13 protein-coding genes are annotated in these 12,448 nt (G+C 62.6%); 10 read left to right on the top strand and 3 right to left on the bottom strand.

Annotated elements, in window-relative coordinates; all coding sequences use genetic code 11:
- Positions 1 to 173 precede the first annotated feature (173 nt).
- From IRZ24_RS19790 to IRZ24_RS09810, 8 genes are all read left to right on the top strand, one after another.
- Complete coding sequence (locus IRZ24_RS19790; RefSeq protein WP_052890408.1) at positions 174 to 332, top strand: DUF5679 domain-containing protein; 159 nt, start codon at positions 174 to 176, stop codon at positions 330 to 332.
- Positions 333 to 1,061: 729 nt separating this feature from the next.
- Positions 1,062 to 1,985 (top strand): GntR family transcriptional regulator YhfZ, encoded by a 924-nt coding sequence (gene yhfZ, locus IRZ24_RS09840; RefSeq protein ID WP_297163270.1) that lies wholly within the window; start codon positions 1,062 to 1,064, stop codon positions 1,983 to 1,985.
- A gap of 84 nt (positions 1,986 to 2,069) precedes the next feature.
- Positions 2,070 to 2,456, top strand: coding sequence for a PRD domain-containing protein (locus tag IRZ24_RS09835; RefSeq protein WP_297163267.1), 387 nt, complete (start codon positions 2,070 to 2,072; stop codon positions 2,454 to 2,456).
- A gap of 187 nt (positions 2,457 to 2,643) precedes the next feature.
- Positions 2,644 to 3,015: a DUF2620 family protein gene (locus IRZ24_RS09830; protein ID WP_297163264.1), complete on the top strand. Its 372-nt coding sequence runs from the start codon at positions 2,644 to 2,646 to the stop codon at positions 3,013 to 3,015.
- Positions 3,016 to 3,254: 239 nt separating this feature from the next.
- A complete protein-coding gene (locus IRZ24_RS09825) occupies positions 3,255 to 4,628 on the top strand; it encodes a YhfT family protein (protein ID WP_297163261.1) in 1,374 nt (457 codons plus the stop codon).
- A gap of 129 nt (positions 4,629 to 4,757) precedes the next feature.
- Positions 4,758 to 5,720 carry a hypothetical protein gene (locus tag IRZ24_RS09820; RefSeq protein ID WP_297163258.1) on the top strand — a complete coding sequence of 321 codons (963 nt, stop codon included), beginning with the start codon at positions 4,758 to 4,760 and terminating at the stop codon, positions 5,718 to 5,720.
- On the top strand, positions 5,717 to 6,838 hold the full coding sequence (locus IRZ24_RS09815; protein ID WP_297163255.1) for an aminotransferase class V-fold PLP-dependent enzyme: 1,122 nt from the start codon (positions 5,717 to 5,719) through the stop codon (positions 6,836 to 6,838). Before IRZ24_RS09820 ends, IRZ24_RS09815 begins: the two co-directional genes overlap by 4 nt.
- Before the next feature lie 4 nt (positions 6,839 to 6,842).
- Positions 6,843 to 8,063 carry an alanine racemase gene (locus IRZ24_RS09810; protein ID WP_297163252.1) on the top strand — a complete coding sequence of 407 codons (1,221 nt, stop codon included), beginning with the start codon at positions 6,843 to 6,845 and terminating at the stop codon, positions 8,061 to 8,063.
- 403 nt (positions 8,064 to 8,466) lie between these two features.
- On the opposite strand, the gene IRZ24_RS09805 is transcribed toward IRZ24_RS09810, so the two are convergent.
- Positions 8,467 to 9,720, bottom strand: a complete 1,254-nt coding sequence (locus tag IRZ24_RS09805; protein ID WP_297163249.1) for a hypothetical protein — start codon at positions 9,718 to 9,720, stop codon at positions 8,467 to 8,469.
- 237 nt (positions 9,721 to 9,957) lie between these two features.
- Between IRZ24_RS09805 and IRZ24_RS09800 the strand changes: the two genes are divergently transcribed.
- Positions 9,958 to 10,281 carry a hypothetical protein gene (locus IRZ24_RS09800; protein ID WP_297163246.1) on the top strand — a complete coding sequence of 108 codons (324 nt, stop codon included), beginning with the start codon at positions 9,958 to 9,960 and terminating at the stop codon, positions 10,279 to 10,281.
- Positions 10,282 to 10,558: 277 nt separating this feature from the next.
- On the opposite strand, the gene IRZ24_RS09795 is transcribed toward IRZ24_RS09800, so the two are convergent.
- Positions 10,559 to 11,104 carry a hypothetical protein gene (locus tag IRZ24_RS09795; protein WP_297163243.1) on the bottom strand — a complete coding sequence of 182 codons (546 nt, stop codon included), beginning with the start codon at positions 11,102 to 11,104 and terminating at the stop codon, positions 10,559 to 10,561.
- Positions 11,101 to 11,268 (bottom strand): hypothetical protein, encoded by a 168-nt coding sequence (locus IRZ24_RS09790; protein WP_297163240.1) that lies wholly within the window; start codon positions 11,266 to 11,268, stop codon positions 11,101 to 11,103. The genes IRZ24_RS09795 and IRZ24_RS09790 overlap by 4 nt, the downstream gene beginning before the upstream one ends.
- 478 nt (positions 11,269 to 11,746) lie before the next feature.
- On the opposite strand from IRZ24_RS09790, the gene IRZ24_RS09785 reads away from it, so the two are divergent.
- A partial coding sequence (locus IRZ24_RS09785) for a helix-turn-helix transcriptional regulator (RefSeq protein ID WP_297163237.1) occupies positions 11,747 to 12,448 on the top strand: 702 nt, incomplete at its 3' end.

Here is a 12,448-nt window from a genome sequence, read left to right as displayed (position 1 = left end):
GCATAGCCAATCCAGCCCTATGCTTTCGAGAAATGAACCAGAGAGAGTAATATTGTCGTGTACCTAGATAGCCTCTGTCCTTCGTGAAGTACGAGGGGCGGAGCACGATTAACTACCGTGACTGACGGTCGTTTGTCGTGTACATAAGCTTTAGACGGAAAGGAATGTGAGTTATGGCAGACATGGCGTATTGTGTCAAATGCAAAGAGAAGCGGGAGATCAAGGATGCGCATCAGGTGACGATGAAGAACGGTCGGGCGGCGTTGCAGGGTACTTGCCCTGTTTGTGGCACGCGCCTGAATCGTATTCTCCCTGGTGCGAGCAAGAAATAAGGCTGTGAGGCCCGCAGCCCTGTCACTGACGGGTGATGTGATAGGGAGGGAGGGCCTGATTGGGAGCGTCGCCGCCGCGTAGGAGGCCTTGAGGCCCGGCTGCCGACTGATGAGGCCACGGCAGGCGGGAGAGAGCTGTCGCCCACGCCGCGGCGGCGTTTGGTCAGGCTCCTCCCCGCGAGCGGACAGGCTCCTTTTCTGTCTCTCCTGTTGGCTTCACTCATCTAGAAGTCGCCGCGGCGGATGCCTTGCCAGCCAGCCTCTCGCCGAAGTATGTCGCCATGCTCCAGCGGCGCGCCAGCTCAACACCTCTGTGGCAAAGATAGGCTTGGACTTCACTCCGAGCACCTGCCATCTGCTATTGCTGGCTGTAAGCAGACGGGAAGGTCGTGGGCATCTCTACTGCTGGTTGCCCCTACCCTCTGCCTGGAAGGATGGGCATCGCTGCGGGGCCATCGGCGCCCGTCTTCCATCCGTCCCGGGCCGACACACATCACCCACGGCCTTCCCTTTTCTCCCCGCTATCCCTAGCCTCTGCAGCGCGCTGCCCCTGACCTTGCTGCTCCCTCCTCTTGCCAATGAGTGCCCGGCTCTCCTCGCCCCTGGACGCGATGAGCTGTTGGGCTGCGAGCCTCCTTGACAAAGGAGGCGTGAACCGGTTATACTCTATCCAGTATTCTGGATATTGAGCGAAACAACGTGAGCAGAGCCAAGGAGAGCGCCAGCAGCATGGTCCTGCCGGAGGCGGAAGACTTTCTTTCCCAGACGGGCAAAGTGACCCTTGGACTAGCGCGTCTCTTATTGCGCTATCGTCAGGGTGAGCGGCTACCGCGCATGGTTGACGTCGCGCGTCGACTGCGGGCTGGCAATGGCACCGTGCAAGAAGCCTTTAGCTACCTCACACGGGCCGGGGCCATTGTGGTAGCCGCGCATGGGGCCCAAGGCTCCATTCTTGAGCAAGTGAACTACCCACTGCTTTGGCGTTATGCTGGCAATGAATGGATCATCGGCTCCATGCCCTTGCCCTACACCCTGCGCTACGAGGGTTTGGCCACGGCCCTCTACGATCAGCTTGAAGCCTCGGGCCTGCCCTTCAATATGACCTACCAGCGCGGTTCCCTCTCGCGGGCCGAAATGGTGCGCCAGGGACATTATCACTACGCCGTCATGTCCTTGCTGGCTGCCGAGCATCTGGTTGAGCGCCATCCCGACCTGGCCATTATCGCCAGCCTGCCACCTGGCTCCTACGTCAATGAGCACGTCCTCATCAGCCGTTTGCCGCGCGAGCAGATCCGCCGTGTGGGTGTTGATCAGACCTCGCTGGATGAGATCCTGCTCACCGCTGAGGAGTTCCGTGAGCGCGACGATTGGGAGAGCGTGCCGGCCAGACGCCTGCAGGTACTTGATCTGCTGCGCGAAGGGCAGTTTGATGCCATCATCTGGAACCGCGAAGGCGTAGGGAACCTGCCAGCCGACCTGCTCCTGTTGCCGCTGCAGGGCGATCAACGTCTGCGTACTCTGGCGACGCAGGCCGCCATTGTTGCCCTGCGCGACGCGCCTGTCTACCAGGTGTTGACCAGCATTTTCGTGCCCGAGGCTATCACCAGCGCCCAGCAGGAGGTGCTTTGTCAGCGGCGCTTGCCTCGCTACTGAGCTAGCGGAGACGGTACCCCATCCGCCTGCCATCCGCTCGCTCATCTCCGGCGCAGAGCGACCCAGAAAGGAGCGATCGATAAGATGGAAGCCGACCTTGAGCAGCGGCTGACCGTTTTCGAACGCGAGGGGCTGGCGGCGCCGCAGATCGTCGCCTTCGTACGCGAGATCGTGAGCTGGCTGGAACAAGAGGCGCAGTGTAAAGGCGATGAAGAGCACATGGGGCCGCTGGTCAGTCACCTGCTGCTCGCACTGGAGCGTGTGCGGCGTGGGGAAGAGCTGGGTTCGGCCTGGAGTCCCCTGGTACAGCAGGAGGCCAGCGCCCTCAGAACCTTGCCCCATCTGCAGGATTGGGCCGAGGCGATCCGTGAGCAGGCGCGCCAGCGTCTCGGCTTAAGCTTGCCCCCTGAAGAAGAGGACTTTCTCCTGCTCCATCTGGGCGCCCTGCTGCTGCGCGGGCAGGAGACATAGCCCTCCTCTCCTCAAGCCGGCAGAGGCGGCTTAGACACGAACGGAGGCAGGCCCTAGGAGGAGGTGAGTTAACCCAACCCTGACTAGCTACCAACTCAATCGATCAACAACATGACCGGACGACAGAAAAGCCTGGCACGGGCCTTGCAGCCAGGCTGGCATCAGAGAGGCAGGAGGTGCGCCAACAATGGCAACCATCTACATCGGCGGCGTGGGCAAAGCGGATCTCAAGCGTCTGCTTGAGCAGCGCCGTGATCCCACCCTCAAAGTTGTCGTGAGCAACGACCTGGAAGCTGGCCAACTCCTCAAGCGTAGCAGCGACGCCTACTACATTGGCACCTGTCACACCGGGGCAGGGGGTTCCCTGGGGGCCTTAATGGCCTTTCTCGGGCGGCAGCGCTGCCACACTTTTGGACGGCAGGCGCGCGTCAGCGTTGAAGAAGTACAAAAGCTGCTGGCGGCTGGTATTCGCGCCTTTGGTGTCTCTGTTGACCAGATCAATACCATTGTCCCCATTCTGAGCGAGGCCATTCAGGGATACCAGGCGCCGCGTTCATAGCCTGTTCTGTCGCTGTCCCTCCCTGGATTGTGGGCGAGAGCACAGGCAAGCAGCAAGCCAAGCGAAGCGGCAGCAGCTTGTTCCCCGAAACCCAGCGTAGAGAAAGACATGATGCCGCGCCAGCGCCCACCGCTTGGCTGAGCCAGAGAGCGCGTAGCCTGGCCTGTCCCCTGCATGCGCTCAAACCTGGCAGGCGGGTATGGGGCGTAGGCCGGACGTCGTGAAAGGAAAGGACTGCTATGAGTCTGCATCTGACGCCCCTGGTCATTATCTTCACCATTCTGGCAACGGCCTTTGCTGCCCTCCTCTCTCAGATGGCCCTGGCCGTCTTCAACGACGGCGTGCGGCCCTTCCTGCTTGACTTTTACCGTGGAGAGCTGGCGCGTCCCCAGATGACCGCCATCGCCTTCGGCCTCTCGGCAGGCTTCATCTTCGGTCTCGGCGTACCCGTGGCCTTCTCCTCTGGGGTCCTCAATCCCTGGGTACTCTTTCTGCCATCGGACATCCTCGGCATTCTCTCGCCGCGCAAGTGGATCGCTCCCATCCTTGGCGCCGCCTGGGGGGCCGTGGTGGTCTTTGGCCTCAGCGCTGCAACCAGCGCTGCTAACAGCCTGCCCGTGAACTTTCTGACGGCCATGCAACAGATGGCGACGCCCATTCTCTATCTGTTCTCTTTCTTCCCGGCGGTAGCGGTAACGATGCAATTCGGGCGTGTGCGAGGGATCATTACCTTTGTGATCAGCGTGCTGGTGATGTTAGTCACTATGAAATGGCTGCCGTCAGTCTTCCCCGGGGCGACCACGATGGCGGTCGGGGTCATTCTGCTAGTAGCCTTTGCAGTCGGGGAAGAGGTGAGGCGCGTGCGTGGTGAGCGGCTGCAGGCACAGACTGCGACGGCTGGGGAAGGCGCTGAGAAAGATGATCCGCCGGCCTCTTCCAGTGCCGAGGCCGAGGGTGCCGTTGCCGATGAAGAGACCTCGTCGCTCTTTGCCGCCAATGCGGCGCGTCTGCGGCGCCATGCTCCCTATTTTATGATCATGGGGCTACTGCTCGGCGTCCTGGTCAATACCCATATGTTTGCCGGCGGCGAAGCGACCAGCTACATTATTGCCAAAGGCCAGTTTGCCAACGCGGCTCAGATCGACTTTTATCGCGCCCTCGGCTTCATCCCTCTGATTGTGACAACGGCGGTGGCCTCGGGAGCCTTCCAGATCGTGGGGTTTACCCTGATCTATCCGGTCGCCTATCTGCTGCCCAACCCCATACTGGCGGCTATTGCGGGAGCCTTACTCTTCGGCGTCGAGGTCTTTATTCTGAGCTATATCGCTAAGGGCCTTGCGGCCCTGCATACGATTCGCGATGCCTCCGATAACATTCGCAACGCCATTAATCTGACCCTGGAGGTGGCCATTCTCTTCGGCTCCCTGGCGGCGGGCAACGCGATGGCCAGCGGCCTGGGCATCGCGATCGTCGGGGGCCTCTATGCCCTCAATGAAGTTCTGGGGCGTCCGGTAGTACGTATGGCTGCCGGACCGGTCGGCGTGATCATTGCGGGTGTGGCCTTGAACCTGTTGGCCTACGTCCATCTCTTTACGCCGATCCCCATCAAGTAGGAGCTATCCCGACTGAGCCAGGAGTGCGGCGAGAGAGCGCCGGCCTCTCTGTTCGCGGCGACGGCGTGCGCTCGCCGTGCTTCTGGCCGAGTGCTTGCATGCTGAGCTGGAAAGGAGTAGTCATTGTCCGTGACCAGGGCATCTGAGGAGCCGCCCACACGGCTGCTGGTGCCGACAGCGGCTGGAGTTCAGCCACTGGCCACCGGCCTCGTTTATGCCCACGAGCATCTCTGGCTAGATCTGGCAACGCCCGAGGACCCACAAGGTAAGCTGGATCGTCTGGATTTGGTCGCCGAGGAGCTGAGCGAGCTGAGACGTCTCGGTGTGGCAGCGCTGATCGAGCAGACCTGTCGCGGGATGGGACGCGATGTCGGGCGCCTGCGTCAGTTACAGCTCGCCACTGGCGTGCAGATCATCCCAAGCACCGGTTTCTATCATCACCGCTTTCATCCGCCGGAACTGGCGCGACTCAGTGTAGAAGCCATTGCCACGCTCCTAGAGGAGGAACTACAAACGGGCCTGGATGGTACAGGGGTCTCTCCGCTGGTGCTGGGGGAGATCGGCGGCTCAGGCACACTGCTGCATCCCGACGAGGAGAAAGTCCTGCGGGCCGTGGCGCGCGTCGCCAGACGCTGGCCGGTAGTGGTGACCACCCATGCCCATCTTGGCCAGGGAGGGCTACGCCAGCTCCAGATCTTGAGAGAGGAGGGGCTAACGCCGGAGCGTGTGCTGGTCGGTCATCTTGATCTGGCCCCCTCGCTGGAGGAGGTGCTCGCTGTGGCGCGCCAGGGGGCGTATGTGGGCTTTGATACCATTGGCAAAGAGCGTTATGCTCCTGATGAGCGGCGCCTGACCTGGATTGTAGCCCTCTGCAAGGCGGGCCTGGAGGAGCGGCTCTTGCTCTCCTGCGATATCTCGCGTAACAGCTATCTGCGCCGCCTGGGTGGGCAGGGCTACGCCTACCTGGTGCGCGACTTTCTGCCTCGCCTGGAGGCGGCGGGCTTACCGGCAGCGGTGATCAGCCGTCTGGTCGAAGAGAATCCACGGCGCTTTCTGGCGGCGGCCTGGCAGCGGGGGGAGGTCTGCGCATGACCGAGGTGGTGCCTGCCGGGGCGCGGCTCCCACCCTTGACGCTGGAGGAGGCCCGACGGCTGCAATTTCGCCTGATCGAGACGCTGCGCCGCCACTTCACCGGCCATGAGTGGTTAACACGGGGAGAACTGGGGGTCGGGAGCGACGGCGAGGGAAGCCCCTTCACGCGCCGGGTCGAGCAAGTACTGGCGGCTTTCTTCGGGAGCGAAGCGGCGGTACTTGTAACCGGGGCTGGCACGGGGGCTATCCGCGCCGCTCTCTTTGCCCTGCTGCCGCCGCTCAGTCGCATTGTGGTGCACGACGCTCCGCTCTATGCCACCACCGCCGTCACCTTTCGCGCCGCTGGTTATGTGGCGCTGCCTGTCGATCTTCACGACCTGGGGCGTCTGCGGCAGGTGCTGAGCCACGAGGAGGTGCAAGCAGTTTATGTGCAGCATACACGCCAGCAGCTCAGCGACCACTATGACCTGGCGGCGGTGATCACCTGTGTGCGTGGCATCAGGCCAGAGCTGCCCATCATTGTGGACGACAACTATGCCGTAGCCAATACGCCGCGCATCGGCGTTGAGCTGGGGGCCGATGTGAGCGCCTTCTCGGCCTACAAGTTGCTAGGACCGGAGGGCGTTGGGGTCGTGCTCTGCCCGCAGCGACTGGCTCAGGCTATCCGCGCTGATATGTACTCGGGCGGCAGTCGGGTGCAGGGATTCCAGGCGCAGGAGGTCGTGATTGGCCTGGCTCAGGCCTTTGTGGCCAATGCCCTGACTCAGGCGAGTGCCGAGGCCGTGGTCGAGCGCCTGTGCAACGCCCCACCGCCGGCCTGCGCTCGCCACATCGCTGGGGCTTTCCTTGCCAATCTACAATCGCCGGTTGTACTGGTGCGTCTGCGCCAGCCGCTGGCCAGGCTGGTTGTCGCGCGAGCTGCCGAGCACGGGGCGGCCCCCTTCCCTGTGGGAGCGATGGCCCGCTACGAGCTGTTGCCGCTCTTTTACCGTGTCTCGGGCACGATGAGCGCCAGCCTGGGGACAGAAGAAGCGCAGCACTGGCTGCGCATCAATCCGATGCGAGCCGGTCCTGAGACCGTGCTTGCTATTCTGGAAGAGGCACTCAGCGAGGTGTGACGGTATGTTTCTTGATGCTGTGCGCCGGCGCAATCCCGGGCTGTTGCGCTGCGCGGCCCTGCTGCATCGCGAAGGCGTGATCCCACCGAATACCTTTGTGTTCGACCGCGGCGCGGTGCGGCGCAATGCGGAGCGCCTGGCGGCGCGAGCGGCAGGGCTTGGGCTGGGCCTCTACTATATGGCCAAGCAAATTGCCTATGATGCCCAACTGGTGGCAGTCATCCAATCCTCCATTCCAGGCGCGGTGGCGGTCGACTGGATGGGAGCGGAGGCGCTACTGACGCAAGGAGCAACGGTGCGGCACGTGGGACACCTGGTGCCGATACCTGTGCGCTTGGTGCCATCCTTGATGGCGCGGGCACTGCCCGAGGTCTGGACCTTGCTTGATCTGGAGGCGGCAGCGGCGGTCAACAGGGCGGCGCTGGCTTTGAGACGGGTGCAGCCCGTGCTCTTGCGCATCAATGGCGGCGATTTCTTCCCCGGTCAGGAGGGCGGTTTCACGCCAGAGGAGGTGCTGACGGCAGCGACTGCCATCGCAGGCCTGCCTGGCCTGCGCTTGCATGGCGTGACCAGCTATCCCTGTTTCACGTGGGACGAGGATGGGGCTTGCTATCGACCGACCGCCAATCTGGAGGCCCTGCTGCTGGCTGCCGAGCGGCTACGCGCGGCGGGCTTCGCCATTGAGCAGATCAATGCCCCGGGCAATACCTCGCTGAGCGTGTTGCCGTTGCTGGCCCATTACGGAGCCAGCCACGGTGAGCCAGGCCATGCGCTGACGGGCACCACGCCCGAGCAGAGCCTTGGTCGCAGCGAAGAGGAGCCGGCAGTCGTCTACGTTAGTGAGGTCTCGGCTCAGCTCCCTTCTGGGCAGGCTCTGGCCTACGGTGGCGGCCTCTATGCCCGCGCCCATGCACGCCAGGCCCTAGTAGGAAACAGCCCCGAGGAGCTGGAGGAGCAGGCGCCTGTAGCCGTGCACTTTCCTCCGCCGCAGTTCATCGACTATCAGTGCTTGCTGGAGCCACCCGCTGGGCGCCGCCTGCCGACGGGAGCCACGGTAATTATGGCCTTCCGCTTCCAGCTCTTTGTTTTGCGCAGCTATCGAGCCGTGGTCGAGCAAGATGAGCAGGGACAATGGCACCTGCTGAGCCTGACACCACCGGCGCTGTTGCCATCGGCTCCTCGCTCGACCGCGAGCGCAGACGGAGCTGCGGAAGAAAGCAAATGAGCGCGCCACTCACCGCTCTATGAGTGAGCGGCGCGCTCATCGCGCTGCAGAGTAAGGGGCACGCAGACTAAGGTGATGAAGGATGGTATATCTGCTGAGCTGAAGCGCGGTTCCTCTGCCCCCATCAAGAGCGGAGACCGCCACTCCCTCGTCTGCTCTCTGCCTTCTGCCCTCTTTGGTGGCGAAGCTGAAGCCAGCGGCAAAAGCGCGGGTGCCCCGCCCGGCTCGTCGTCATTGACGAGGGGGCAGGGCACCCCATACGCAGAGAGCACCGCATGCAGCACCAAGGCCGGTGGTGGCTGCAGGAGGCGAGAGAAGAGAGGGTCTGGCTCGTCATGGCTGGCAGGGCAAGCAGTCGGACCGCGTCCGCGGCCTGCCGGCTGCCGGGTCTCGTGGTAGCAGGCTAGAGCAGCCCCAGCTCAGCTCCCAGGTGCAGCACGTGGGGATTATCGGGATCGCGTTGCTGCAGGCGCTCGTAGAGCTGGTGCACCTGCTCTTGACCCTGGCGCGAGCGCATAAACTGTGCCAGCTTGAGGGCCTCCTGAGCGCTATGGGCGCTGGCCTCCAGTTCGTTGGCAGCCAGGTGCAGGCGAGCCTCAGTTAGAGAGAAATAGAGCTGCCAGAGCACCAGATCTGGTGTCAGGGCTTGCCAGGCCAGGGCCAGTTCCTCGCGCGCCTGCTGGAGCAGCCGGCGATCGTCCTGTTGTTGTCCGAAGACCAGCAGAGTTTTAGCGCGCTCGTGGTGGACGCCGGCCAGGTTCAGCTTGAGGAACGAGCCGTCGTCTTCGGGTGGGCGACGGTAAGCGAGGACGGCGGCCTGTTCCTGCCAGCGTCGGCATTGGCTGCGCAGCGCCTCATCTGTGGCAGCAAAGGGGGCGTGGGCGGCGGCGCTGACCAGGTAGATGTTGCCCCGGATCACCGGCTGAACGCGCTCGGCGTATTGCAGTGCGCCCTCAGCGGCCCGCTTTGCCTCGGTGAGGTCGCCATACTCTAGCTGCGCTTCCGTCAGGCTCATCCAGGTGGCGCCGGCTAGTTGTGGATCTTCCAGTTCCTCGGCCAGGCGCAGGGCGGTGGCGTAGTAGTGCAGCACGCGCTGGCGGGCGCCGGGGTCACTGGCCCCCTGGTCGCGTTCGATCTCGGCAGCCAGGCGATAGTAGCGGCAGAGCAGGGCCTGCCAGGCCTCGCGATCATGAGGGGGTGCCTGCTGGGTGGCCAATTCCAGCCGCTGCAGGCAGCGACTGAGACGGTAGAGATGACTGCTCAGCGTTCCCTGGCGCCGCGCTTGCCAGGCCAAGGCTAGGATGTCTTCGTAATGGTAGTAGGCGTCTTCGACTGCCAGCTCGCTCAGGGGCTGCTGGTTTGTGGGCGTGCCGTAGGGATCACGGTAGCCGAGCAAGCGCCAGTCGAGGCCAAAGAGGGCCGGAGGAATGCGCAGGAGCTTCGCCAGGAAGATCCGACGCGCGGTATCGTTGAGCATGGTGCTCGCCTCCCATTCGCGCACCGTGCGCCATTCGACGCCGGCAGCGATGGCTAAGTCTTGCTGCGTCCACCCACGTCGCTTGCGATAGTAGGCGATGACCGCGCCGTGATGCGGCTGGTTAAAGTCGCCGGGCGGGAAGTCTCCGTAGCGCGACCACCAGTACGAGCCAGCGATCATCTTTCTGAGCCTCCTCCCTTCACTGTAAGCAGTATAACCGCTATCTTTTCAATTGAAAAGACGGTAGTTATGATGCTCATCTCTCCAGTGACATATTCTGGGTATTGTTCGTACGCTATAGCTGATTTATAATTGTCGAGAGGGATCGATTTATGATCTCTCACTCAATTATGAATTTTAATTCAATTCTCTGACCGCTGACCAGCGCCAGCGTGTCGGCGGCAGAGGGAGGAGAAGATGGTGAGTGACAGTCATGCGTGTGGGTCTCGCGGTGAGCCAGGTTCGCCTTCTGAGCGGGCTGCCCGGCTTTTGCAGCGGTTGGCGGCTGAGTATGAGGCCGCATGTCGGGGGCTGGCTCAGGCTGCTTGCGACTATAGTCGTCAGGCTCTGGTTGAGGCGCATTTGCAGGTTGTAACGGCCTGTCAGGCTGAGCTGAGCCAGTTGCTTGGTGAGGAGCAGGCGCTGATCCTGATCAAGATGTGTCTGGCGGAGGTTGATCAGCGCCTGGCTTTTGAGGAAGGTGGGGGAGCTGTGGCGCCGGGAGAGCGTCCGTCGACTTGATCGGGTGCTGGCGGCAGCGGCAAGGCTGGGAGGGCTGGCAGAGTGCATTGCCCCGCTCACTGTCTGGATGCTTGAGTTGGGGGAGCACCTGGAGCTGGCCCTCTTCCCTGAGATGCGGGAGGGCTGGCGGTTGGGTGGCATGGCGAGGGTGAGCCTCCTTTCTTGTTGAGTAGCTGCCGAGTCCTGTTGCTTAGCTTTCATGCTGTTCGGTCCTGTTCCGTCTATTCAACTTGCTGGCCGACTGCTTGTCTGACAAGTAACGGTAGGCGGAGAGCGCTTAGTTAAGGCTCTCACGCCGCGGGTGATCGCGTAGGATCTGCCTGAGATAGCGGATGAGGCGTCGCCCCAGGCGCAGTTCCAGGGGGAATGGTTGGAGACTGCAACTGCTTTGCAGGCGGCGCAGGGTGCTTTCGCTCAGGCCCAGCAGCCAGCGGAGCTGCCGGATCTCCGGTTCGCTGAAATAGAGTGGAGAGTTGGGGGTGTGTTCCAAAGCCTCCTGAGTGCGGCTCTGCAGTAGCTCGATCCCTTGTTCCAGGGTGACCAGGATCTCTAGCAGGTGCTGGTCGCCGGCGCTGAGTTGAGGGAGCAGTGTTTCTAGCTCGCTGATCTCCTGGGTTTCGTGCCAGCGCTGCCAATGAGCTTGGGCCTGCTCCGGGAGCAGGTGCAAGGTTAGCTCCTGGAGGTCTTCGAGGGTACGCCCGGCTAGAACCCATTCCAGTAGCCCGGGCAGGGGGAAGTCCTGGGAGTTGGGCATGGTGGGATGGGCGCGATGGCGTCGGCCTTTGCGGCCTTTGGGTGGTTGTGGGTGTCGATGACAGCTCATAGCTTGCACCCCCAGACGGCCAGGCCGCCGCAGCAGGTGCCGTAGTGCTCCCTTTCGGCGGGTAGGGCGGCCAGTGTCTTGTCAGCCTGGGGCGGGGGGAGCTGGTTGGTGCTGGCGAGGGCGGGAGCGAGGCTGTGCAGACGGGTAAGCCAGTGGCGGATCATACATGCTCCTCCTCTTCTGTGGTCTGGTGGAAGAGCAGGCGACAGCGCGCGCAAGGGCGCACGAGCTGCCCGGGCACTCGGTATGAAACAGGTTGGGGTGCGGTGGCCATTGTCTCTTTTTCCTCCTTTCTTGATCTTTCTTTTCTGCCTTGCCAGGCACTATGCCGGGAGAAGGCGCTTGATCCGCGCTAACTCTTTCTCTGTTAAAAGGAATTTTGTCCTCTCTGATGCTATCCCTCATGACAGCGCTTCCTTGCTTGCCTGAGCCTGGCTTGTTCGCTTATAATCCCTTTGAATAAGCTATTCTACACGAGCTGGGCGGCAGCCAGGATCTGTCTCATGCTGTTAAGCAGCGATCCTCTTTCTTGCTCATCCAGCCAGGAATTGTAGCGGCTGTTCTGGCAGTTATCCCGTGAATGACCCGTCTTCTGGCCGTGACTTGTGCTGCTTTTTGCAATGAGTAAAGGAGAAAGAGCTGATGAGAAACGAGGCATTGCGTCTGGCGCGCAAGCGTCGCGGGTGGAGTCAGCGCGAGCTGGCCGATTTTGCGGGGGTCTCGCTCTCGACGGTCGAGCGGGCTGAACGCGGGGAGGCGATCCGCATTGATAGCATCCAGCGTTTGTGTCGCTGTCTTGAGGCCTCGCCCGAAGCGTTGGGCCTCTTGGGCTTGCCAGCCGAGGAAGGTTCTGGCCGTGCTCTGGCTGAGGATCTGCGTGAGTTGATGGCGCCTGCCGGCCAGGAGTTGCCGCCACTCGCCCAGCTTTGCGCTCAAGACCTGCTGGCTGCCTATCAGCGAGGCATCAGGGCCCTGCAAGATCTCTACTTTGGCGGCGCCCCTGCTCAGGTAGAGGCCCTGCTGCCCCTCTATAGGGAGCAAATCATGCTGCTGGCCCAGTCGCCAACGCTGAGCCAGGCAGGAGCCGCGGCCCTGGCGGCTCAGGCCCAGTTGCTGACCTGCGAGCTGGCGACCGATCGCGAAGACTTCGGACAGGCGGCGCGGGCTGGTAAGCGGGCGCTGGAACTGGCCAGGCGAGCCGGCGATCGCAATCTGGCAATAGCGGCCTGGATTGGCCTGGCTACCCTCCATTTTCACCAGCGACAGAGTGCGGCAGCCCTGGCCTGCTACCAGCAGGCTGTGGCGCACTTCACGCCGGCGGTCACGCCCCTGCTGAAAGGGCGG

The organism is Thermogemmatispora sp. (genome assembly GCF_019683755.1).
Lineage (GTDB): Bacteria > Chloroflexota > Ktedonobacteria > Ktedonobacterales > Ktedonobacteraceae > Thermogemmatispora.
This window is presented reverse-complemented; position numbering and strand designations above follow the sequence as displayed.

What these genes read in the sequence shown, in the direction of transcription:
- IRZ24_RS19790 (WP_052890408.1), top strand. Translation starts at nt 174, where the DNA reads ATGGCAGACATGGCGTATTGTGTCAAATGCAAAGAGAAGCGGGAGATC.
- yhfZ (WP_297163270.1), top strand. Translation starts at nt 1,062, where the DNA reads ATGGTCCTGCCGGAGGCGGAAGACTTTCTTTCCCAGACGGGCAAAGTG.
- IRZ24_RS09835 (WP_297163267.1), top strand. Translation starts at nt 2,070, where the DNA reads ATGGAAGCCGACCTTGAGCAGCGGCTGACCGTTTTCGAACGCGAGGGG.
- IRZ24_RS09830 (WP_297163264.1), top strand. Translation starts at nt 2,644, where the DNA reads ATGGCAACCATCTACATCGGCGGCGTGGGCAAAGCGGATCTCAAGCGT.
- IRZ24_RS09825 (WP_297163261.1), top strand. Translation starts at nt 3,255, where the DNA reads ATGAGTCTGCATCTGACGCCCCTGGTCATTATCTTCACCATTCTGGCA.
- IRZ24_RS09815 (WP_297163255.1), top strand. Translation starts at nt 5,717, where the DNA reads ATGACCGAGGTGGTGCCTGCCGGGGCGCGGCTCCCACCCTTGACGCTG.
- IRZ24_RS09810 (WP_297163252.1), top strand. Translation starts at nt 6,843, where the DNA reads ATGTTTCTTGATGCTGTGCGCCGGCGCAATCCCGGGCTGTTGCGCTGC.
- IRZ24_RS09805 (WP_297163249.1), bottom strand. Translation starts at nt 9,720, where the DNA reads ATGATCGCTGGCTCGTACTGGTGGTCGCGCTACGGAGACTTCCCGCCC.
- IRZ24_RS09800 (WP_297163246.1), top strand. Translation starts at nt 9,958, where the DNA reads ATGGTGAGTGACAGTCATGCGTGTGGGTCTCGCGGTGAGCCAGGTTCG.
- IRZ24_RS09795 (WP_297163243.1), bottom strand. Translation starts at nt 11,104, where the DNA reads ATGAGCTGTCATCGACACCCACAACCACCCAAAGGCCGCAAAGGCCGA.
- IRZ24_RS09790 (WP_297163240.1), bottom strand. Translation starts at nt 11,268, where the DNA reads ATGATCCGCCACTGGCTTACCCGTCTGCACAGCCTCGCTCCCGCCCTC.